Origin of the sequence: Modestobacter sp. I12A-02662, assembly GCF_041028325.1 — a bacterium.
GTDB lineage: Bacteria > Actinomycetota > Actinomycetes > Mycobacteriales > Geodermatophilaceae > Modestobacter.
Map to the genome: position 1 here is coordinate 308345 of NZ_JABGDE010000002.1, position 20226 is coordinate 328570.

A 20226-nucleotide genomic window follows, 5' to 3' on the forward strand; every position below is an offset into this window, starting at 1 on the left:
CCACAACAGCTCCTGCGGAGGCTCGGCGTCGCTGAACTCGACCAGCGGAACCTGACGCCGCCTCACGACACGGCCCCGCGAATGCCGTACGTGCCACGCACCCCGCCACGTCGCTGGGGACGGGCTCCGACCTGCTGGTCGCCTTCCTCGCCCTGGGGCAGCCGCATCGCTGCCAGGAGGCGGGCCAGGGCGATTCGCTGCTGACGGGCCTCTGTCGCGGCCGGGTGCGCCTTTACGCCTTGCGGTGACTCGACCAGCACCCCATCCCGACGCAGTTCCTCCTCGAGCTTGGACAGCAGGTCGACGGTGCGGCACGCCTCCACCAGCAGCGCCCGCTCGTGCTCCTCGAGGTCGAAGCTGTCGATCACGGACGACCACAAGGCTAGGGCGTCGGTTCCCAGGCCGGCAGGGGCCTTCTCAGGGGCTTTACGCACGGTGACCGTCCATCGGCAAGCCCGAATAGGTCAACCGTTCTAGCTGGTCAAGCGGGTCAGCCATCTCCCTGCGGTGGCGGTGTGCACGCGGGTCGAGGGCTGGACCCCCGTGTTCGGTCACCGTCTGTGACGATCGGCCGGTCATCGGAGCGCCAGCATCTGACTGCGGTCGATCTCGCCGCGTCGGACGAGTTCGGCGTTGGTGTGCTGCTGTGCGCGGTCGAGCGCGTTGTCGGGGTGGACGAGGGCGAACGTGACGCGGTCGCCGTAGGTGCCGGCTGCTGCCCGGACGATGGCGACGTCGGTGCCGTCCTGGTGGGCGTCGGTGTGCATCTGTCGCACGGCCTTGTACTGCGCGGCTTCGGCCGGGGTGTTGCCGCGGTCGTCGATCTGGCCGAGGGACACGGTGGTCTGTGGGACGACGGTGCCGACGTCGGTGATGGCGACGAGCGGCTGTGCCGATCGCGGCACGTTGGTCACGGTGCCGGGCCGGGGTGCGAACGGTGCGCCGATGGCGATCAGTGCCGCGCACTCTTCCTGGGCGATGTCGAAGGCGGGACCGGCCTTGGCCGCGAGGACGGCGACGGGGTCGAACGGGTCGGCGGGGAGCTTGGCGGCGACCTGGCGGAGCTTGTAGGCGTGCTCGAGCAGGGCGGGTGCGAGGCGGGCGTGGATCTCGGTGAGGCCGGTGGTGATCGCGGCGTCGACCTTGTAGGCGAGGGCGTCGGTCAGGCCGGCCTTGCGGAGTCGGTCGGCTGCGTCGGCGTACCGCAGTCGGGCTTCGGCGTCGTGGACCGCCGTGCCGAGGGTGTCGGCGGTGGCGGTGGCGACGAGGTCACCGACGATCTCCCGTTCGAGGGTGGAGCTGTGGGCGTTGCCCGGCTGGTTGCTGGGGAGCTGCTGGGCGGCTTCCCACAGGCGCAGGGCGTCCTCGATGACGGCGGGCAGTGCCCGCTTCTTGGGGTCGGCGTAGGCCAGTGCGGCGCGGACCTGCTTGACGCGGTCGTTGACGGTGAAGGCGATGGGCATGGTCACTGGTGGCTCCCGTTGATGAGGTCGTCGTTGGTGAGCAGGCGGGGCTGCGTGGTGGTGTGTTCGGCGATGTCGGTGAGGACGTCGCGGGTGTTGATGGCTGCGGTGCGGTTGAACATGGGTTCGACGGCTTCGGCGAACAGTGCGGCGAGTTCGCGGTCTCGCTCGTGGTCGCGCTTGCGTGACATCGGGGGTCCTTTCGGTGGGTGGTGCGCCGGACGCGGGGTGGGCTCGGGTTTGTCCGGCACCCCGCGCCCGGCGGCTCTGTCAGACCCAGCCGCCGTTGTGCTGGGCGAGGAACTCAGCGAAGTTGCTGGAGTAGTTGGTGGGTCGGGGCTGGGAGTGGCGCCGCTTGCGTCGGGGCTTGCACAGGCGGCAGCGGCCTTCGCGGGCGTTGACGGCGACAGCCACCGGGCCGTGACAGACGGGGCAGTGGGTGTTCATGCGGATTGCCTTTCTTCGCGGGTGAGGCGGTTGCTGCGGTCGGCGATGCAGCCGATGCACTTGCCGTTGGCGGCCCGCTTGTCGTTGGGGTGGTCGGGGCACGCGTGCGGGGAAGGGAGCAGGGAAGGGAGCAAGGGAGCGGCACTCTTGTCCCCTGCGCTCTTGCTCCCTTGCTGCTCCCTTGCAGGTAGGGGGCTTGTCGGGTCGGTGACGATCGCCCACACCCAGCGGTCGGCGACCTTCGCGGAGCGGACCTGCTTGCCCTTCGCGCGCTTGAGCTGGTCCTTGCTGAAGTGCTCCTTCTTGCCGGCCTCCCAGACGTCCCTGGAGGTCGCGCTTCCGCCTTGGGCGGTCAGGTAGCCGATCAACCAGTCCGCGACTTCCTGCCGCTCGCTGCGGTCCTCATCGCCCTGCGGGGTCCGCTGCAGCAGATCCCGGACGGTGGTGTCGGACTCGCCCAGCCACGTGACCCGGCCGACGCTGGCCGTACATGCACGGCCTTGTCAGCCACCAGCCGGGCGTCCTCGGCGGCCTGGAGGGTGCAGCCGGCCAGGGTGTCGTGCCGGTACACCAGGCCAGCCGGATGGGGCACCAGCTGCGGGCCACCGCACTCGGGGCAGGTGGCGGGGGTGGGGTCGCTGAAGACCGGGGTCAGGTCAGGCATCGGATCTCCTTGTGGGTCGGCGGGTGGGCCGGTCTGTGGGAGATCGCCCCGAGCGACGCCGTCCTCGACGAGGTGGACGTGCACCCGGCCAAGGTCGCCGGGCTCACGATCATCACCCGCGAACTGGCCGAGGACTCCTCGCCGCAGGCTGCCCAGACCGTGGGCGCTGGCCTGGCCCGCGACATTGCCCGCAAGGTCGACGCCGCGTTCTTTGGCAACCTCCCCGCCCCGGCTCCGAAGGGCCTCAGCTCGCTGGCCACCACTGCCGGCAACGTGCAGACGGTGGACGCCGGTGCCGCGTTCGACTCGCTCGACGCCTTCGCCGAGGCTCAGTCGCTGGCCGAGAACGTCGGTGCGCGGCTGACCAGTTTCGTCGCCAACCCGGCGGACGCCCTGGCCCTGGCGGTGCTCAAGACCGGCACCGGCTCCAACCAGACCCTGCTGGGCGGTCAGCGGTCCATCAACGGCGTGACCCTGCACGTGTCACCCTCCGTCCCGGCCGGGACCATCTGGGGCATCCCGCAGGACCGGGCGGTCGTCGTGATCCGCGAGGACGCCACCGTCGAGACGGACCGAAGTGTGTACTTCACCTCAGACCGTGTCGCCGTCAAGGCCGTCATGCGCGTCGGCTTCGGCTACCCGCACCTGGCCGGTCTCGTCAAGATCAGCATCGGCGGCTGACCGAACTTCGGCCCCTGCTGGACTCCTTCCCGGCACGGGCGGTTGGGGGAACGGAGCCGCCCCCTGGACTGGTGAGAGTCCAGGGGGCGGTGCCCACTTCAGAGCCCGGCCGATTCCCTTCAGCCGGGCGCTCGTGTCGTCCGGGCTCATCACCGCCCTGAGTCGGACCCCAATGAGAGCATGGCGTTCGACTCGAGGGGGCAGAGACGATGGCCGATCCGGTGGCGTTGATGGTGACGGACCTGCGAGAGAAGTACGAGGCGATGCCTTCGTCTCCAAAGTTCTCGCGCCTGTATGACGACGCAGACTGGGGTCACATGTTTGCGGTTCTCCACAAGCGGTTGAACCAGCACTTCAGTGACATCAACGGCCGCGCCAAGTCCACCCGCTACTACTGGGCGGACAACAGTCGCGACCTACTCGCGCTCATCGACGAGATCGAGATAGACCTCCATACGCTGAAGAGGTCCGGCGTCGAGGTCGAAGTCGACGCTCGGTACCAGGAAGCGCTGGATCGCTGCAGGCCTTGGCTTTCCCCAGTGAGGGGCAGCACGGTGCCCGAGGATTTCGAGCCCATCGAGCTCATCGAGTACCAGCCAGTCTTCACTCGCGCGGCTATGAGCGTGAAGCTGAAGAAGGAACAGCAGCCGGTATCGCTCAAGATGGTGGGAAGTGGTTCCTACGCCCACGTCTATTCCTACGTGGATCCTGACTACGACATCCAGTTCGCTGTCAAAAGGGCGAAGAGGGGGCTGGACGAGCGCGACCTGCTGCGCTTCAAGCAGGAGTTTGAGGTGATGAAGAAGCTCAGCTTCCCCTACGTGGTGGAGGTCTACAAGTACAACGACGATCTCAACGAGTACCGGATGGAGTACTGCGACACCACGCTGCGGGAGTACATCCGAAAGAGGAACGCAACGCTCAAGTTCGGCACTCGAAAGCGCATTGCACTCCAATTCCTTTACGGCGTCAACTACCTGCACGTTAACCAGTACCTGCACCGAGACATCAGCCTGCAAAACATCTTGCTGAAGGTCTACGGAGAGAGTGCGGTACTAGTCAAGCTGTCGGACTTTGGGCTGGTGAAGGACCTAAGCAAAGACTTCACCCTCACCCAGACCGCCATGAAGGGGACTCACCGCGACCCGCTGCTCGCGAGCTTCAAGGAATACGCGGTCGTCAACGAGATGTACTCGATCGCTTGGGTCCTCGCCTACATATTCACCGGCAAGGAGAAGCTTCCGCCCAGCGACGGCGAAATCGGTCAAATCATCCATAAGTGCGCCAGCCATGACCTCAGCCAGCGCTACCAGACCGTGCTCGCGCTGATAGCAGACGTGGAAAAGGTGGTCGCGTCACCCGCGAAGGCAACCGCTTAGAGCCCGGCCGGGCTGGTTGTGTGTTCGGGGCCTGCGGGGGCCAGTGAGCTTCAGAGGGCGGGGAGAGCGGCGGCAGCCGCAGCGATCTTGGCGGCCACGTCATCCAACGAGGACTCAGCCGTGTCGAGACCAGCGTGCGAGGCGAGCATGGGGCTGACGTCCAAGAGCTGCTCGTAGGTGACCCCGTGCGTGACCGGGATGACGCGCTTGGTATTCAGGAGCACGGCCAGTTCCTTCTCAGCGATGCCCTCCTTCTCGATGCTCTTTAGAAGCGCAGGCGTCACCAACACGATCCCGATGCGCGAGTTGCGGAGCCCCTTGTCGATCTCGCGGATCATCAACGATCCGAGAGGAAGGTCTTCCTCGCTGAACCACACCGTCGCGCCGTTGGTCTTCAGGAGGCCATGAAGCTCGGCGGCGCTGCCCTGCCGGTCGTCCCAGGCGTGGCACAGGAAGAGGTCACGACGGTCTGGGTTGACCCGGGCCTGCTCCACCGCCTTCTCGGCGTAGGGCTCGACCGTTCGCCACTCCGTTGGGGTGTACGAGACCATCCGGCCAGCCCTGGTCCGACGCGAGCTCCCACCACTGGATGAGCTGCTGTAGCTCGACCCGCCGCTGTAGGACGACCGGCCGCCGTAGGACGGGTACGACGAGCGGTAGGAGCCCCTACCCCCGCACGCTGGGCATTTCGCACGCGCGCTCGCGGAGCGGTGGCCTTGACGTGGCGCTGTGCACTGAGCCATGCGCGCAGGGTAGAGGAGTCCTCCGACACATCGCGGTCAACTGCCTGGACCTACCTCACGGACTTGGGAACCGCTATGAGACCACTCCCGGCGTCCAGGGCAGCGCTGCTTCATCAGGCGCTCATCAGCACCGCACCACCTTGCGCCACGGACCCGAGTGCGATTAGCAGGATGCCAACACCGGCCCAGCGCTGCGTGCTCCTCAGGTCCTTCGCGCGTGCCGCATCAACCTGCGCCGCGACCCGCATGAAGGCGGCCGCCATCTCCAGGTCAGCCTCCCGTTGCGCGATCCGGACGTCCTCCAGCGTGTAGGGCGGCACGGGACGCGAGTACTTCTGGCTGATGGCCACTTGAAGAGGCACATCCCGATGCCCGGCCTCGAACGTGGCATACGTCAGGAAGTGCGGCGCCGCGAAGATGCCGTACAGCGTGCACGCGGTGCCGATCAGCACCGATGCAATCCCCCCGAGCGCGAGGCAGCTCTCGAAGTCCATGGCCGGATCCAATCACCCGGCGTCAGGCCGGTCGCGCAGCGAACTCCCCGGCGGGGCCGTGCCACGCAGCGAGGCTGGCGTTTCAGGAAGCGGTGAAGCGGTGAAGCGGTGAAGCGCAACTCCACCCGGCCGCCGCGTCGATAGGCCATGTGCTGAGAACGTTGTAGTTAACTACCGGCTCGTACGCAGGCGGGGAAGACCACGCTCGACAACTGTTCGAACTGACATACCTAAGAGGTGACCGCGACCCTCACCGGCCGGATTGCTCGATCTGGCGCTCCTCTCGCCGAGGTTCCTCGCGCGGCCGTCTACTGCCGCATCAGTGATGACCGCCGCGGACTCGGCCTCGGCGTCGAAAGGCAGCGCCAGGACTGCCACGAACTCGCTCGTCGGCACGGCTGGGAGATCGTCGGCACCTACATCGACAACGACGTCAGCGCCTACTCCGGGAAACCCCGCCCTCAGTACGCCGATCTCATGGACGCCGTACGGGCGGCCGCGGTCGACGTCGTCCTGGCCTGGGATCCCGATCGCCTACACCGTTCGCCGGCCGAGCTCGAGAGCTTCATCGTCGCGGTCGAGCGGGCCGGAGTCGACGTGGTCACCGTGCAGGCGGGCGAGTGGGACCTGTCTACGGCGAACGGTCGGCTGACGGCACGGCTGTTGGGCAGCATCGCCCGGCACGAGTCCGAACATAAGTCTGAGAGGGTGCGGCGAGCCTTGGAGCAGAACGCGACCGCCGGCCGCCCCCACGGGCGACGCGCCTACGGATGGCAGCGCCAGCGCACCCCCGATGGAGCAGTGCGCGAGGTGGTCGTGCCGGAGGAGGCTGCCGTCGTCCGGCGGATTGCCGACGCCCTGCTGGCCGGGGAGTCCCTGCGATCGGTCACGGCAGCCCTCAACGCTGAGGGGATCCCCTCGCCGGCCGGGAAGCCCTGGGGGAAGAACATGGTCCGCGCCCTGGTCCTGCGCGAGCGGAACGCCGGCCTACGCGTTCACCAAGGAGAGATCGTCGGCGACGGGGCCTGGGATGCAATCCTTGACCGTGGGCGCTGGGAACAGCTGCGGGCGGCGCTGTCCGACCCAGGGCGGAGGACAAGCACCGGCACGGCCGCCGCGCACCTGCTCTCTGGTCTTGCCCACTGCGGCGTCTGCGGAGCCGCGCTCCGCGTGGCCCAGAATCGCGGGATCCCGTCCTACCGATGCTCGGCAAGCGGCTGTGTGATTCGCCGGAAGGTCGACCTGGACCGCCTGATCGTGGGCCTGGTCGCGGCCCGGCTGGCTCGTCCCGACGCTGTCTCCCTGTTCGTGCCCGACGACAGCGTCGAGCGGTCCGCCGCACTGGCGGAGGCTGAACAGCTCCGGGGTCGGCTCGATCACGCTGCCGACCAGTACGCCGACGGCGCCATCGACGGGCGGCAGTTGGAGCGGATTACGGCCAAGCTTCGCCCGCTGCTCGCCGAGGCGGAAGGGCGATCCCGTGTGTTGGACCCTGCGCCCCTCCTGGACGGACTGGTCGGTGCGGAGCATTGGGCGGAGGTCTGGGAGTCGCTGCCGCTGAGCCGCCGTCGCGCCGTCGTGGACACGCTGCTGACCATCACCGTCAATCGGACGCGCCAAGGTGCGCGGACGTTCGATCCCGAGGCGGTCGCGATCGGCTGGAAGGGATCGGCCGCGTGAGCAACCGTCGCGACGTTGACCCGCGCCCCACGACGACGCCCATGCTCGACTGGTGGCCGCACGGAACGCCGGGGGCGAGTCAGCGCGACCTGGAGCACGCCCGCTGGCGCCGTCTGGCCCACACGCCCACCTACGTCGACGTGCCCGGTAAGTCCCGAGTCCAGGTGGGGCCGATGCTGCGGCGTGATGAGGACCAGCGCCGGTTTGGCCCACATCCGCTGCGGTTCCTGCGGGGCCAGGATCGGCGAGATCTTCTCCGTGCCCCAGGAGTGGCAAGGGCGCCCGTTCACCTGGGCGGAGTGCTGGTGGATCACCGACCGGGAGACGAAGCCGCCTCGCATCACCCGCTACATGACCATCCTGGATGACCAGACAGCGGCCGGTGACGTCGAGACCGAGTGCCCTACCCACGGAATCGTCTCGGTCAGTGTCCGTGGAGTCCTGGGTGACCTGCCGGCCCTTGTCGGCCGCTGGGAGACGCGGGGACGCCCTGGGAAGGTGATTGCCCGCCTGGCCGGTGCCTGACCGCTGACGGCCTCACGCGCAGGTCGACCCGCCGGTCGTTACGTGCGGTGATGTATGCGATACTGATCGCAACGCCTCGGTTGATCCGGAAGACCGTGCAGACTGGGCGGCCGCAGACCACCATCGCTACACGCGAGGTCTGCCTTGGCTGCCCAGGATCCTGTCCTTCGTCGTCTCGCCGCCCAGAACGCCGCCCAGCGGCGTTGGAAGCGTCCTACCGACGAGACCGCCACCGAACTGGCTGAGATTCGTCTCGCCCGGTACATCACGCAGGTCATTGACGCTGCGCCACCCCTCACGACCGAGCAGTGTCAGCGGCTCTCGGCGCTCCTGAACCCCCGCGGCTCCCTCAGGGGCCCCCGGTGACGGCAGACGAAAGGGCGGCCCGGCCGCGAACCGGCACCGCCCCCGACGAGAACGTCGCCTCCAGAAAGCCCCTCAACGACGAGTGTACGGCCGCCGAGAACAACCTGATCTTGGCAACCCTCGCCGACCTGTCACGGGCTGTCCGTGATGCCGGCGTAGCCGCGGCCAACGGCAACCAGGACCACTGGTGGGCCTCCTGCTGTGACGCGGCCATCCGCTATCTCGCCGCGCTGGACCGGCCATTCACCGCCGACGACGTCCAGGCGCTCATCCCGACCGCCGACCACCCCTGCCGGATGGGCGGGCGGTTTTACGCCGCCATCCGGGCGGGGATCATCCGGCCGGTTGGCTACACGCTCAGCGAGCGGCCGAGTCGACGGCGCGGCGTCTTGCGGCTCTACCAGCGCGGGGTTGCGGGGTGAGCCGCCGACAGGCCGCCCAAGGAGATGGGGGACCGCAGGTTGGTGATGAGGCGGCTCCGGCGCCCGCCAGACGCAGCCTGAGGCCGCTATACATCGACCTCATCCGTGATGGCGTGACCACGGCCAGCCTGAAGGCCAAGGGGCGCGACGTGGCCGTCTACAACGCCCTCGTCCGCACTGCACTGGCTGCGGTCAACGCCCACTGGGACTACTCCGAGTGGCACGCCGAGCTCGATAAGCGCAGTAGCCACCTGGGGAACCAGGCGGCCACGAAGCGGAACAGGGAGAACCGCCCGAGGGAGCAGCTGGAGAAGATGCTCCAGAAGGCGTGGGACGCGGCTGTCGTCATCGCCGCCGAGAGACCTCCGTTCGACGAGGAGGCGAGGGCGGCTCATGTCGCGAAGTTCCGGACCTGGCTCAGCGACCCCGCTTGCCCCGTGTCGGAGAACCAGCGACTCGTCCTGGATGCCGTCGCTCGGCGGGCAGCTGTGCTCAACGTGACCAGCCCCAGCTGCTCCACCCGGTACCTGTTGGGGGAGACCGGCCTGGGGTTGACCGCCCTCCGTACCGCCCTGCGCCGGTGCCTCGACGCTGGCCTGCTCGTACAGCTCGAGAAGGGTCAGCCGTGGGCCAAGAGCCGGAGTCGGGCGAGCTGCCGTGCAGCCGTCTACCGCCTGCCCCCCGTCGAGGCGCTGCCTGCGGTCAACCAGTGCCCCGCAAGCGGGGCTAGTGGTGCCCCTTCCATGGTGCTCCTCACCTCGAGCACCACCTCGGAGCCACTGACTAGTGATGCCCCTCGCTCGGCACCTACGACGAAGAGCGATCTCGCGCCACTGGCTAGTGGTGCTCCATTGTCGATTGACACATCTCAGAAGGAGGAGCAGATGACGCTGAAGGAACTCGTGCAGGCGCACGCGCTGATCGCGGAGGTCAAGGCGGAGCTGCTGGCGCAGCTTCGGGCTGAGCTGGGACTGGGGACGTCCAGTGGACCCGAGGCGACCGTTCGGCCCCTGCGGGCGGTCCGAGAAGGCAGAACCTGATTCAACTGCCGGCACGGACCGGTCGCGCCCGCGCGCGTAGCCGCCCTCCCGATACTCCCGGTACTTCCGGGCCGCTCGGTCGCCGGGATTGAGCCAAGGCAGGGGTGTCAGGGTTGCGGAGCCCGCTCACCATCGACCCGGTGGAGGAACGGGCGTGAACCGCAGGCACTGTTCCCAGCGTGCACGACCGAGGGTGACCATGGTCAATCGGGTTCCACTGGTGCGGACGTAATACGCTCGCCGGCGCAATCAATGCCGTGACGATTCATCGCACCTGTGATGGGCGAGCAGACGGATGGTCAGAGGCGCCCCCCTCCAGAGGGGCGGCACCCGGGGGCTCCCGCGCCCCCACGATCAAGCGATGCCGTACTCCTCGGCGAGGTCCGCATACCGGGCCCTGAGGACACGCGCGAAGAGCTCACGGGCTGTCTCGTCCCTGACCGAAAGGAGCTGCCCCTTCTGGGAGTTCTTGGGGCCGCCATTCCAGATCGGGCGGTGCCCGGTGGCCCGAAACCTTCCGCCGATCGCCTTGAAGACGCCGGACATGGTCATCGCCTCGTCATAGCCGACCGAACGGCGCAGCTCGCCGGTCCATACACCATCGGTGCCGGCCGCAATCAGCCGAGCGATGACCCGCCTCTGGTTGGGTCCGAGGACGCCCAGAATCCACGTAGCGGCCGACTCCTCGTTCGCAGCCCACCTGGGCAGCTCCCAGGCGTCCTTCGGCCCGAAGCTGTTGGAGTAGGGCGGCCTGTACTCGCCCCCGCCTCCTGGCTCCGAGCGGACGAGCAGCTGCGCGATCTGGGACTGAATCAGCGACGCCCGACTTGCCTCCACCCAGGTCACGAGCGGAATCATCTGGTCACCGCTTGCCGGAGTCACTGGCACGGTGTCGGGGTCAACAGACATCTCGACTCCTTGCTTCGGACACGCTCACATGTGTGAGCACACCTGACTGTAGGCATCGGCGTCTCACACATGCAAGCGGCTGTGCCCCCTGTGATGCCAGCCAGGACCCAGGCCCTGCCCCGTGAACCCGTAGCACGAGGGAGGTCACGTCTCGTCGGCCGGCGATGGTGGCCGTGGCCACGGCCTCCGACCCGAGGGCGCCGCCCCTCGGTGCGCTGCTCCGCCCTCGCCTCATTCTTGCCGCGGTGATCCTCGCGCCGGGAGGCAGCCGCTGCCAGACCTGCGGCCGGTCCTTGCCGTACCCATCCGCCACAACCGCACGTCGATAGGTCGAACTCCGGCAGCCGTGGGTCAAGATGCAGCCCGTGACGCGCATCTTCGACAACATCCGGCTGGACCTTGGTCCGCATCTGCGGCAGACGCTGGCGGACTTCGACCGGATGGACGTTGCGGTCGGGTACTTCAACCTCCGAGGCTGGCGGACCTTTGACGACCTAGTCACCGCGAAGGCTGGCACCCCAGGGGCGCCCATCGTCCGAATCCTGATCGGGATGGTCATGCCTACGGCCCAGGAGGCGGCCCTCACCGAACTTCAGCAGGCCTTGGACGGCACCTCGACGCCTGAAGCTGACCGAGCTGTCGCACGGGAGCGCAAGGCGCAGATCGTCGAGCACCTGCGCGAGCAACTCACTCGAGGGATGCCAAATGCGGCGGACCGAGCCACCCTCCGGTCCCTGCGCGACCTCATTGTGGCTGGCGCGGTTCAGGTGAAAGTATTTACTCGTAAGCCGCTCCACGGCAAGGCGTACGTCTTCCACCGATCCGACCTAAACAACCCCATCGTCGGATTCGTCGGATCCTCCAATCTCACCGTTCCAGGGCTAACGAGCAATCTCGAACTGAATGTTGATGTCGTTGACGGTGCAGCTGCGAATGATCTAGCGAAGTGGTTCGCGGAACTGTGGGAGGACAATCGGAGCCACGCAGTGACCGATGACATCCTCGCGCTTCTGGAGGACTCCTGGGCCACCCCGACGCCGAGGCGCCCATACGACTTGTTCTTGAAGGTCTGCTATGACCTCTCGCGAGACGTCCGCGAGGGCCTAGCCGAGTACTCCGTCCCCGGCGAGGTCGCGGGAAAACTCCTGGAGTTCCAGGCCACTGCCGTGCGCACATTGGCGCGGCGGGTGATGTCGCGGCGGGGCACGATGCTCGGGGATGTGGTCGGTCTTGGCAAGACGCTGACCGCGGTGGCGGTGGCGCTGATGCTGCGGGACGAGCACGGATTTAGGCCTCTAGTGGTCTGCCCGAAAAATCTGGTGTCCATGTGGGAGGAGCACCTAGAGGCGTACGGGCTCCATGGCGGAACTGTGGTGTCCTACAGTCGCGCTCATACGGATTTGGCCGCGCTTCGAGGGCGCTACGCGTTCGTCATTGTTGACGAGTCGCACACCCTGCGCCATGAAGATACCCGCGCCTACGCAGCTCTCAAAGATTATCTGACGCTGAATGACTGCCGAGTTCTCCTGCTGACGGCGACGCCCTACAACATCCGATTCGCTGATGTGGCCAACCAGCTCGGACTCTACCTGGGTCCGGACGACGACCTAGGTCTATCCCCTATCGCGGCCCTGGCCGCTGACCCGGATCTGTTCCGCAAGGTGGGCGGCAAGATCACAACTTTGGAAGCGTTTCGCCGCTCGGAGAACCCCGAGGATTGGAAACGCCTGATGAGCGAGCATCTGGTTCGCCGAACACGATCTTTTATTCAACGCAATTACGCGAAGCGGGACACCGACGGTCGGATGTACCTCGAGTTCCGCGATGGGAGCCGCTTCACTTTCCCCACCCGGATGCCGAAACCAGTCACGCACTCCTTCGGTCCTGCGGACCCAGCGGCAGTGATGGCGTCGGACGCGACATTGGACAGCATTAGACGGCTGAAGTTGCCCCGGTATGAGCTGGCCTCATACTTGGCCGCCGGCGTTGTTTACTCGCCTGCCGAGCGGAAGTTCGTGGAGAACGTCCTGCTGGGGGGAGGCAGGGTGGCTGGCTTCGTCCGGACTACGCTTTATAAGCGCCTCTCCTCCAGTGGGCACTCGTTCCTAGTCTCCCTGCGTCGGCACATTGCTCGCAACGAGTTGTTCCTTTACGCCATCGAGCAGGGATTGCCTATCCCGACCGGGTCAGTTGCCGACATCCATCTTGGCGACACGGACCCAACTGAATCGGATGTAAGCGAGCAAGCATCGACAGATGATCCCGCCGTGCGCTACGCCGATCTTGAACAGGCCGCCCCACGGGGCCTGACATGGGTTCGCCCGGCTCTCTTCAACAAGGACCTACAGGCGGATCTCGAACACGACACCAGGCTGTTGCGGGCCCTGATGGACGAGTTCGGTGTTTGGTCAACCGCCACCGACTCCAAACTGGCGGCGCTAGTGAAGCTGCTTACCGTGGACCATCCCGACGAGAAGATCTTGATCTTCACTGAGTACAAGGACACTGCCACCTACGTCGAGAAGGCCCTTAGCGATGCCGGCATCGACGCCGTCGGCGTGGCGACCGGAACCAGTGAAAACCCCACCGCGCTAGCTCACCGGTTCGCGCCCCGAACCAACACGCTCCCAGGGGTGGACCCTCTTCCAGCGTCGCAGGAACTGAGGGTCTTGGTTGCTACCGACGTTCTCTCCGAGGGGCAGAACTTGCAAGACGCCCACATAGTCGTCAACTACGACCTGCCGTGGGCGATCATCCGGCTGATTCAGCGCGCCGGGCGCGTGGACCGAATCGGGCAGAGCGCGGACGAAGTGCTCATCTACTCCTTCTTCCACGAATCGGTGGACGCGGTGATCTCTCTGCGCTCCCGCATTGCCGATCGCCTGAAGGCAAATGCGGCGGCTTTCGGTTCCGACGAGCAGTTCTTCGGTGATGAGCACGGCTTCGGCACCGCTGAAGAGGCTCGCAAGATCGCCGAGTTGTATACGGGCACGCTGGACGACCCCGACGACGAGGGGGAGGTCGACGCAGCATCGCTGGCGTACCAGTACTGGACGGCGGCGACCAAGGATGACCCAGCCTTGGCCGCTCGCATCGCTGGCCTGCCGGACCTTGTCGACGCAACTCGCGCTCGCCGCCCGACCGACGCGGCGGAGGGCGTGGCTTGTTTCGTGCGGACGACGTCGAACCTGGACGCCTTCGGCATCGCTGAACCGGATGGGACCACGCGGCTGATCACTGGTCAGGAGGCCCTTCGCGCGTTCGAAGCTCATCCAGAGGAGGTCGGGCTCCCGCTGCGTGAGGACCATGACGAACTCTTGCTCAATCTCGTACGCGGGCCCCTGGCGGCGCCTCAGGGCGCCTCAGGTTCGCTGACCGGCGTGCGCCGCACGATCTGGAACCGCATCGGTAACAGCCTTCAGGACCCCGACACTTCCGAGGCGCTCGGCGCCCTCTACGACCATCCGCTGACCTCCGAAGCTGAGCGCCGCCTGCGGAAGGCGATACGAGATGGCGTCAGCGACCAGGATCTCGCTACTCGAGTATCACTACTCCACCGAGACAATCAGCTCGTCCTGGGCGCTCGAGTTGGGGGCGACCCCGTTCGAATTATTTCAAGCATGGGACTCCGTTGATGACTACCGCACCTCTCCTCAAGCTCGTCGACGCTGGGGACTTCACTCGCCTGTTCATTGAGGAGCTGGGTTGGTCCAATCCCGATAGGCCGCCTCAGACCTACACCGTTGGGGATCGTTCCGTAACCCTGGTGCAAGTCGCTGGGTACAAAGGTCTACGCATTTGGGCTTGTGACGAGCTGCCCGATCGACGTACCCAACGGGCTGTCGATGAGCAAATCGGTCGAGACAACCACGAGCGGCTTGTCCTGTTCTCTGATGGCACCCGTCAGGAGTGGCGCTGGCCTCGGCGCGGGCGAGCATCGGGTTCGAACGCTTCTTTGATGGTTCACCCACACACCGTGGGGGAGAGCAATCCGCACCTGGTTGAATGTCTTCGAGCTATCGCCATCGGCTTCGACGAGGACCCCTCCCTCGTGGAGATCCTGGCCAGGATGCGCAGTGCGTTCGACGCGCAAGCCGAGACCGCAGCCGTGCGTGCAGCTCGACTCATGGGCACGTTGTATACGGAGCTGGAAACTGCTGGGGTAGACGAGGATGCGGCGACCCTACTGTTGACGCGACTTCTGTTTCTGCTCTTCGCGGATGACACCGGCATGTGGAAATCCAAGCCGGATCTCTTCAAGAACTATCTAGTCCAACACACCACCCCAGGCTCTCTGCACACCGACTTGACCGGCTTGTTCGACGTCTTAGACACAGCGGACAAGGATCGACGACTTGCTGCGGACAGCCCGTATGCCGTCTTCCGCTATGTCAACGGCGGACTTTTTGACGGGACGCTTCCCTTGCCCGTCCTGCCACCCCAGTTTCGGGCTGCTCTGCTTGAGGCCTGCGAGTTCGACTGGGGCACCATCTCGCCGGCGGTGTTTGGGTCAATGTTCCAGACAGTCAAGGATAAGGAGTCACGCCGCACCGGCGGCGAGCACTACACCACCGAACAAAACATCCTCAAGACGATCGGCCCGCTGTTTCTGGATGAATTGAATGACCGTCTCGATGCCGCGTGGGATGACAAGGCCCAGTTGACCCGTTTGCACAACGACCTCGGACGGTTGCGGATCCTGGACCCTGCGTGTGGCTGCGGCAACTTCCTGATCGTTGCATATAAGGAGATGCGTTCACTCGAGCTGCGGCTTCTCACCCGTCGACGCGACCTGGATCAGATGTCCGGTGTGCGTACCGGCAAGGTGGACCGTTCCCAGATGACGCTGGACGTTACGCAGCACGTCAAAGTGACGCTGGACCACTTCTTTGGAGTGGAGATCGATGAGTGGCCCGCGCGTATCGCGGGGACCGCCATGCTGCTCGTCGACCACTTGGCTAATCAGGCCATGGAAGAAGAGTTCGGCACGTCGCCAGACCGTTTGCCGATTAAGATTGCCGCCGGGATCCACCGTCGAAACGCGCTACGGATTGATTGGGCGACGGTGTTGCCGCCGAGCGATGACGTGATTGTCGTGGGGAACCCGCCGTTCGTGGGACGTAAGTACCGCACCCCTGCCCAGGCCGCGGATATGAAGCTTGTCTGGGGCAAGGCATACAATGTCAACCTCGACTTTGTTACGAGCTGGTACGCCAAGGCTCTGCAGTATTTCGGACACCACCGGGGGCGTTGGGCCTTCGTATCGACGAACTCGATCTCTCAGGGCGAGCCAGTCCCGTCCCTGTGGAAGCCCATCTTGGATGCTGGGTGGCGATGCCGTTTCGCCCACCGCTCGTTCAAGTGGACGACGGAAGCCAAGGACGGCGCGGCGGTTCACGTGTCCATCGTTGGGTTCGACCGTGGCCGCACGACGCCGAGGCCGATGTTGTGGACCTACCCTGATGGTCCAGGGGGGCCTGGGACGCTGACCGAGGCTCGGACCATCAATCCCTACCTAGTCGATGGTCCAGTTGTCATGGTCACGAAGCCAGGACGCCCGCTAAATCCGCAAATGCCCGTTGCAGGCTTGGGCTCCATGCCGAATGACGGCGGAGCGTTGCTAGTCTCCCCTGCGCAGTACACGCAAGTGGCCGCCGACCCCGTGGCGGCCAAGTATCTGCGTCCGATTGTTGGGGCGGACGAGCTGCTGTACGGCAAGAAGCGTTGGTGTCTGTGGCTCGTGGACCTCGACCCTGCCGACCTGAGGCGTAGCCCCGTCTTGCAGGATCGGATCGAGCGTTGTCGCACGACCCGCCTCGACTCGCGCAACCCAGATACGGTCGCCATGGCGGAGCAGCCCCACCTGTTCTGGCATATTGCTCAGCCGGAAACGAACTATCTATGCATCCCAAGTACTGTCAGCGAGTCGCGCCGATACTTTACTCCGGCCTACTTCGACTCGCACGTCATCTCAAGCAACCTGAACTACGTTGCATCTGATCCCGATGGCTTCGCGTTCGGCGTGCTGTCTTCATCGATGTTCATGACCTGGATGCAGACGGTCGGAGGTCGCCTCGAGTCCCGACTTCGGTTCTCTCGCTCCTTTACCTATGACGCCTTCCCGCTTCCGCATGTCTCGGTTGAGAATCGCTCAGCGGTGGTGGCAGCCGCGAGGCTCGTCGTCGATGCTCGTGCCCGCTTTGAAGGTCAATCGCTAGCGCAGCTCTACAGCACGGCCATGCCGGCGGAGCTGCTACGGGCGCATGAGGCAGTCGACCAGGCGGTGGACGCCGTCTTCCTCCCGTCCGGGTCCTTCGCCTCCGAGGAGGATCGTGCCCTGGCGCTGTTTAAGTCCTACGCCGCACTGACCGCCCGCCGGTAGGGCCAGACACCACCATCGCGTTCGCGGCACACGGCGCAGCGACCCCCGCCGTGCCGCCGTGCCGCGGTGCCGCAGACCGGTGAAGCCTCAGGACCTGGCCACGTTGGTCGACAGCGCATCAGTGAGGTAGGCACGTGCAGTGGCAGGACGCACTCCGCTCAAAGTCTCGCTTGCCCCTGGGGATTACAGGTGCGCCTGGTACATGCCGGTTCAGGGTGAACCGGACAGGGAACTGCCCGGCGACATCGAGTTGAGGAGTGGTCAGCAGCCGAGAGGAGCAATGTACGGGCGAGTCCCCGCGGTGGCTGAAGAAACGGCTGGCGGTGGCGTCGCGGTGAATTATCCGCAGCGGGTGGAACTCCCGGTGCTGCGCGGCCAGCTTGTAAGCGGAATGTCCATCACGCTGCTTGAGGTCAGCATCCTCGTGTGGGCGCCCGGACAGGCTGCCGTCGACGCCAGGGCGGCGCTCGTTGGGGATCTTGACGTCGGCGATGGATCCGAATTGCGCTTCACGAGCGCAAAAATGCAGATAGAGCATCTGGACTCACTGGCCCACAAGGGTCCTCTCGGGCCATACAGGTACCCGCAGTCCTCGGAGCCCTACCTGAACGTCACCTGGTCGGTCGATGGGGTCCCCGAAAGCACGCAGAAGTGGTCGGAAGCGGGTCTCGAGGTGACCTACTCCTTCGACAGCCTGATCTCAGCTCCCGACGGTTTCGGATTCCAGCTCTCCTTCAGTCCGACAGTGATCGTCGTGACGTCCAAGCCGATAACCTTCGATGCGTGGGTGTCTAGCTGGCTCCTGCCTCTCCGCCAATTGGTCAGTCTTGCTACGGGGAAAGAGGAGCGGATCACGTACTTCGACCTTGAGTTGGCCGGAGAGGGGCGGGATTTCGACGACCAACAGTCCTCCTTGAGGGAACTCGCGGGGATCCCAGACTTCGAATTACCCCGCTCGTTCAGGACGCTTCAGGTTTACGCCTCTGGAATCACTCAGGAGCCGTTCGCTTCGCAGTACAAAGATGTCCAGAGCAGACCCGCTGCTTTCCATGTCGGACGGGACGAGGTTTCGCTGCTGCAGTTGCTGAAGGGTTGGCAGGAAGCATCCACTGAACATCACCCGCTGTTAGAAACATACGGGGCGTTTATTGGAGATCGACGCCAACATCCCCGCCTGAAGTATCTCCTCTTAATTCAGGCGCTCGAAGGGTTGCATGGCTTCGAGACGCGGGCGGACTGGAAGGCCAGAGTCGATCAACACCTGGACCGCCGTGCAGCGGTGCTGTCTGCATCCGCTCTCTCGTACCTCCCGTCCGCAGATGGGCGGTTCTTGAAGGAGAACCTGGGCAAGAGACCCCTGTCGAGCTTGGATGCGGCGCTGAACTATTGCCTGTCTACCTTGCCGATCGATCAGAAGGGTGCCTTAGGAGCTACGCAGCTAGTGCGAGGGGTGGTAGAGGACAAGCGGGCAGACTCTGTCCTTGCGGCCTTACGTGTCGTACGAAACGATCTCGCACATGGGAATCGTGGTTATGATGCGCGCGAATTGCATAAGGCGGGAGAGATCCTGGAGCGTGTAACCCGTGCTCATATGCTCCGCGTTCTAGGCTGTTCGTCGGCCGTGATTGAGCGATTCCTGGGGAACCCTTCGCAGTGAGTGGTCGGCTGCCCCGGCCGGCTGGAATTGAGCGGTCGCGTAGCCGTTGCTGAGTGTGGCTGGTAGAGCTTCAACGTTGAGCTGAGTAGTTGCGGCTGCCCGGTGATCAACCGGAGCATGGTCCATATCAGGCGGGATCGGCGCGGTCGGTGGTGCTCAGCGCGAAGCGGTAGTGGGCGACCCAGGCTGGCAACAGGAAGACGGGCGCCAGTGTTGCGACCAGGACGTAGAAGTCGGCGCACTTGACAATCGTCAGGCGCCGACTTGGCGGGAGATAATTGCGGCCGTCAGGTCGACGACGACGTCGCGGCCGGCCCCGACGAGCCCGCTGCGGGCCTTCTGCAGCCAGGTCCTCTGCTCGCCTTCAGGGGCGCGTTCGATGGCTTGGTCGAGGGCGGCCATGAGCCGGTCGGCGGCGACGTCGGGGCTGGGCCACTGGCCCACTTCTCGGCGCCCCTTGGCTGTGACCTCGGTGAACACGGCAATCGTGCTGCTTGCTAGCCCCATGGATATGCTGGTGAGTAGCCCGTCGTCGGCCAGCCTGCGCCCCACGCGTCCGACGACGGCGACGTCCAGGCCGAGCGCAGCGGCGACGTCCCGGCTGCTGAGTGGTTCGCCTTCCTCCACGCGCCGTGCGACCTCGCGTAGCATCGGCAGGTCGCGGTGTACCAGGTGTCTGGGAGCGGCTCGGGTCGCGTCACCGTGCGGACGGTAGCGGCGGTCGGGCGCCTCGCCTGGCGGCGCTGATGGACCCCGTGGGACGGGCGTCGCGGCCGGTGCGTCGGCCGCGACGCGGGGGACGTCCGCACTTGACCTGTCCGCGCATGGCGCGGTGGCCCGCTCATTCGCCGCGTTGTTCTCGAACGGCGGGCACATGGATGGGTTAAGCCGTGGCGTCGCCGCCGGCGAACTAAAGGCTGCCCCCCCTGTAGGCCGTCCGCGCAGTGTCGTAGCGTTCTGCGGCATGGCTATGGGCAGCTTCGAGAGTGTGGAGTCCCTCAAGACCGGGTCGGTCGACGTCGGGGACCGCGTGCTGTTCTGGCGCAACGAACGCGGCTCCGACGCCAAGCTGGCCGCGGCGTGGCTTTCGACGACACCGGCCGATGCGCCAACCGGCTCAGGTGTGCTGGCCGAGGTCCAGATCGATGGACAGATGGTTAGACGTTTTCGGTTGCATACCGGGTCGGCGCAGGACAGCTCTGGTGACATTGATGCCGTGGTACCGCCGGGCGGCGTGGTGACCGTGGACATTCTGGAGGTCGGCAGCCAGAGTCCAGGCTGCAATCTGCGGGCTAACCTAACGATTCTTTGGTAACTCTGGGTCATCGCATTATCAGCCGTCGCGAGGCACCCGGAGGTCAGCCTCTCGCTGGC

18 protein-coding genes are annotated in these 20226 nt (G+C 65.6%); 10 read left to right on the top strand and 8 right to left on the bottom strand.

Going from position 1 to position 20226, the window contains the following annotated elements:
- Positions 1-62 precede the first annotated feature (62 nt).
- The 4 genes from HL189_RS01915 to HL189_RS01930 all read right to left on the bottom strand — a co-directional run bounded on the left by HL189_RS01915 (position 63) and on the right by HL189_RS01930 (position 2278).
- Positions 63-368, bottom strand: coding sequence for a hypothetical protein (locus HL189_RS01915; RefSeq protein WP_369132009.1), 306 nt, complete (start codon positions 366-368; stop codon positions 63-65).
- A gap of 207 nt (positions 369-575) precedes the next feature.
- Positions 576-1469: a hypothetical protein gene (locus HL189_RS01920; RefSeq protein WP_369132010.1), complete on the bottom strand. Its 894-nt coding sequence runs from the start codon at positions 1467-1469 to the stop codon at positions 576-578.
- The gene (locus tag HL189_RS01925) at positions 1466-1654 is read right to left on the bottom strand and encodes a hypothetical protein (RefSeq protein ID WP_369132011.1); all 189 of its coding nucleotides are present in this window, start codon (positions 1652-1654) and stop codon (positions 1466-1468) included. Before HL189_RS01925 ends, HL189_RS01920 begins: the two co-directional genes overlap by 4 nt.
- Before the next feature lie 252 nt (positions 1655-1906).
- Entirely contained in the window at positions 1907-2278 is a 372-nt protein-coding gene (locus tag HL189_RS01930; RefSeq protein ID WP_369132012.1) for a hypothetical protein, read from the bottom strand.
- Positions 2279-2583: 305 nt separating this feature from the next.
- On the opposite strand from HL189_RS01930, the gene HL189_RS01935 reads away from it, so the two are divergent.
- Together HL189_RS01935 and HL189_RS01940 are read left to right on the top strand one after the other, a co-directional pair.
- A complete protein-coding gene (locus HL189_RS01935; RefSeq protein WP_369132013.1) occupies positions 2584-3255 on the top strand; it encodes a phage major capsid protein in 672 nt (223 codons plus the stop codon).
- Positions 3256-3464: 209 nt separating this feature from the next.
- On the top strand, positions 3465-4634 hold the full coding sequence (locus tag HL189_RS01940) for a protein kinase family protein (RefSeq protein WP_369132014.1): 1170 nt from the start codon (positions 3465-3467) through the stop codon (positions 4632-4634).
- A gap of 50 nt (positions 4635-4684) precedes the next feature.
- Here HL189_RS01940 and HL189_RS01945 read toward each other — a convergent pair whose 3' ends face one another.
- Together HL189_RS01945 and HL189_RS01950 are read right to left on the bottom strand one after the other, a co-directional pair.
- Entirely contained in the window at positions 4685-5185 is a 501-nt protein-coding gene (locus tag HL189_RS01945) for a toll/interleukin-1 receptor domain-containing protein (RefSeq protein ID WP_369132015.1), read from the bottom strand.
- Positions 5186-5490: 305 nt separating this feature from the next.
- Positions 5491-5871 carry a hypothetical protein gene (locus HL189_RS01950; protein WP_369132016.1) on the bottom strand — a complete coding sequence of 127 codons (381 nt, stop codon included), beginning with the start codon at positions 5869-5871 and terminating at the stop codon, positions 5491-5493.
- A 237-nt stretch (positions 5872-6108) separates the two neighbouring features.
- Here HL189_RS01950 and HL189_RS01955 point away from each other — a divergent pair, with 237 nt between their 5' ends.
- The 4 genes from HL189_RS01955 (at position 6109) to HL189_RS01970 (ending at position 9904) form a co-directional block, all read left to right on the top strand.
- The gene (locus HL189_RS01955) at positions 6109-7551 is read left to right on the top strand and encodes a recombinase family protein (RefSeq protein ID WP_369132017.1); all 1443 of its coding nucleotides are present in this window, start codon (positions 6109-6111) and stop codon (positions 7549-7551) included.
- A 186-nt stretch (positions 7552-7737) separates the two neighbouring features.
- A complete protein-coding gene (locus tag HL189_RS01960) occupies positions 7738-8076 on the top strand; it encodes a hypothetical protein (protein ID WP_369132018.1) in 339 nt (112 codons plus the stop codon).
- Positions 8077-8438: 362 nt separating this feature from the next.
- Positions 8439-8864: a hypothetical protein gene (locus HL189_RS01965; RefSeq protein ID WP_369132019.1), complete on the top strand. Its 426-nt coding sequence runs from the start codon at positions 8439-8441 to the stop codon at positions 8862-8864.
- 113 nt (positions 8865-8977) lie between these two features.
- Entirely contained in the window at positions 8978-9904 is a 927-nt protein-coding gene (locus tag HL189_RS01970; protein WP_369132020.1) for a hypothetical protein, read from the top strand.
- Positions 9905-10258: 354 nt separating this feature from the next.
- On the opposite strand, the gene HL189_RS01975 is transcribed toward HL189_RS01970, so the two are convergent.
- The gene (locus tag HL189_RS01975; RefSeq protein ID WP_369132021.1) at positions 10259-10813 is read right to left on the bottom strand and encodes a hypothetical protein; all 555 of its coding nucleotides are present in this window, start codon (positions 10811-10813) and stop codon (positions 10259-10261) included.
- A 365-nt stretch (positions 10814-11178) separates the two neighbouring features.
- Between HL189_RS01975 and HL189_RS01980 the strand changes: the two genes are divergently transcribed.
- The 3 genes from HL189_RS01980 to HL189_RS01990 all read left to right on the top strand — a co-directional run bounded on the left by HL189_RS01980 (position 11179) and on the right by HL189_RS01990 (position 18852).
- Positions 11179-14448 (top strand): helicase-related protein, encoded by a 3270-nt coding sequence (locus HL189_RS01980; RefSeq protein WP_369132022.1) that lies wholly within the window; start codon positions 11179-11181, stop codon positions 14446-14448.
- 416 nt (positions 14449-14864) lie between these two features.
- Positions 14865-17195, top strand: a complete 2331-nt coding sequence (locus HL189_RS01985) for a class I SAM-dependent DNA methyltransferase (protein WP_369132023.1) — start codon at positions 14865-14867, stop codon at positions 17193-17195.
- Between the two features lie 301 nt (positions 17196-17496).
- Complete coding sequence (locus HL189_RS01990) at positions 17497-18852, top strand: hypothetical protein (RefSeq protein ID WP_369132024.1); 1356 nt, start codon at positions 17497-17499, stop codon at positions 18850-18852.
- 252 nt (positions 18853-19104) lie between these two features.
- Here the strand turns inward: HL189_RS01990 and HL189_RS01995 are convergent, their stop codons facing one another.
- Entirely contained in the window at positions 19105-19479 is a 375-nt protein-coding gene (locus HL189_RS01995; protein WP_369132025.1) for a hypothetical protein, read from the bottom strand.
- A 343-nt stretch (positions 19480-19822) separates the two neighbouring features.
- Here HL189_RS01995 and HL189_RS02000 point away from each other — a divergent pair, with 343 nt between their 5' ends.
- Positions 19823-20167: a hypothetical protein gene (locus HL189_RS02000; protein ID WP_369132026.1), complete on the top strand. Its 345-nt coding sequence runs from the start codon at positions 19823-19825 to the stop codon at positions 20165-20167.
- The last annotated feature ends 59 nt before the right edge of the window (positions 20168-20226 follow it).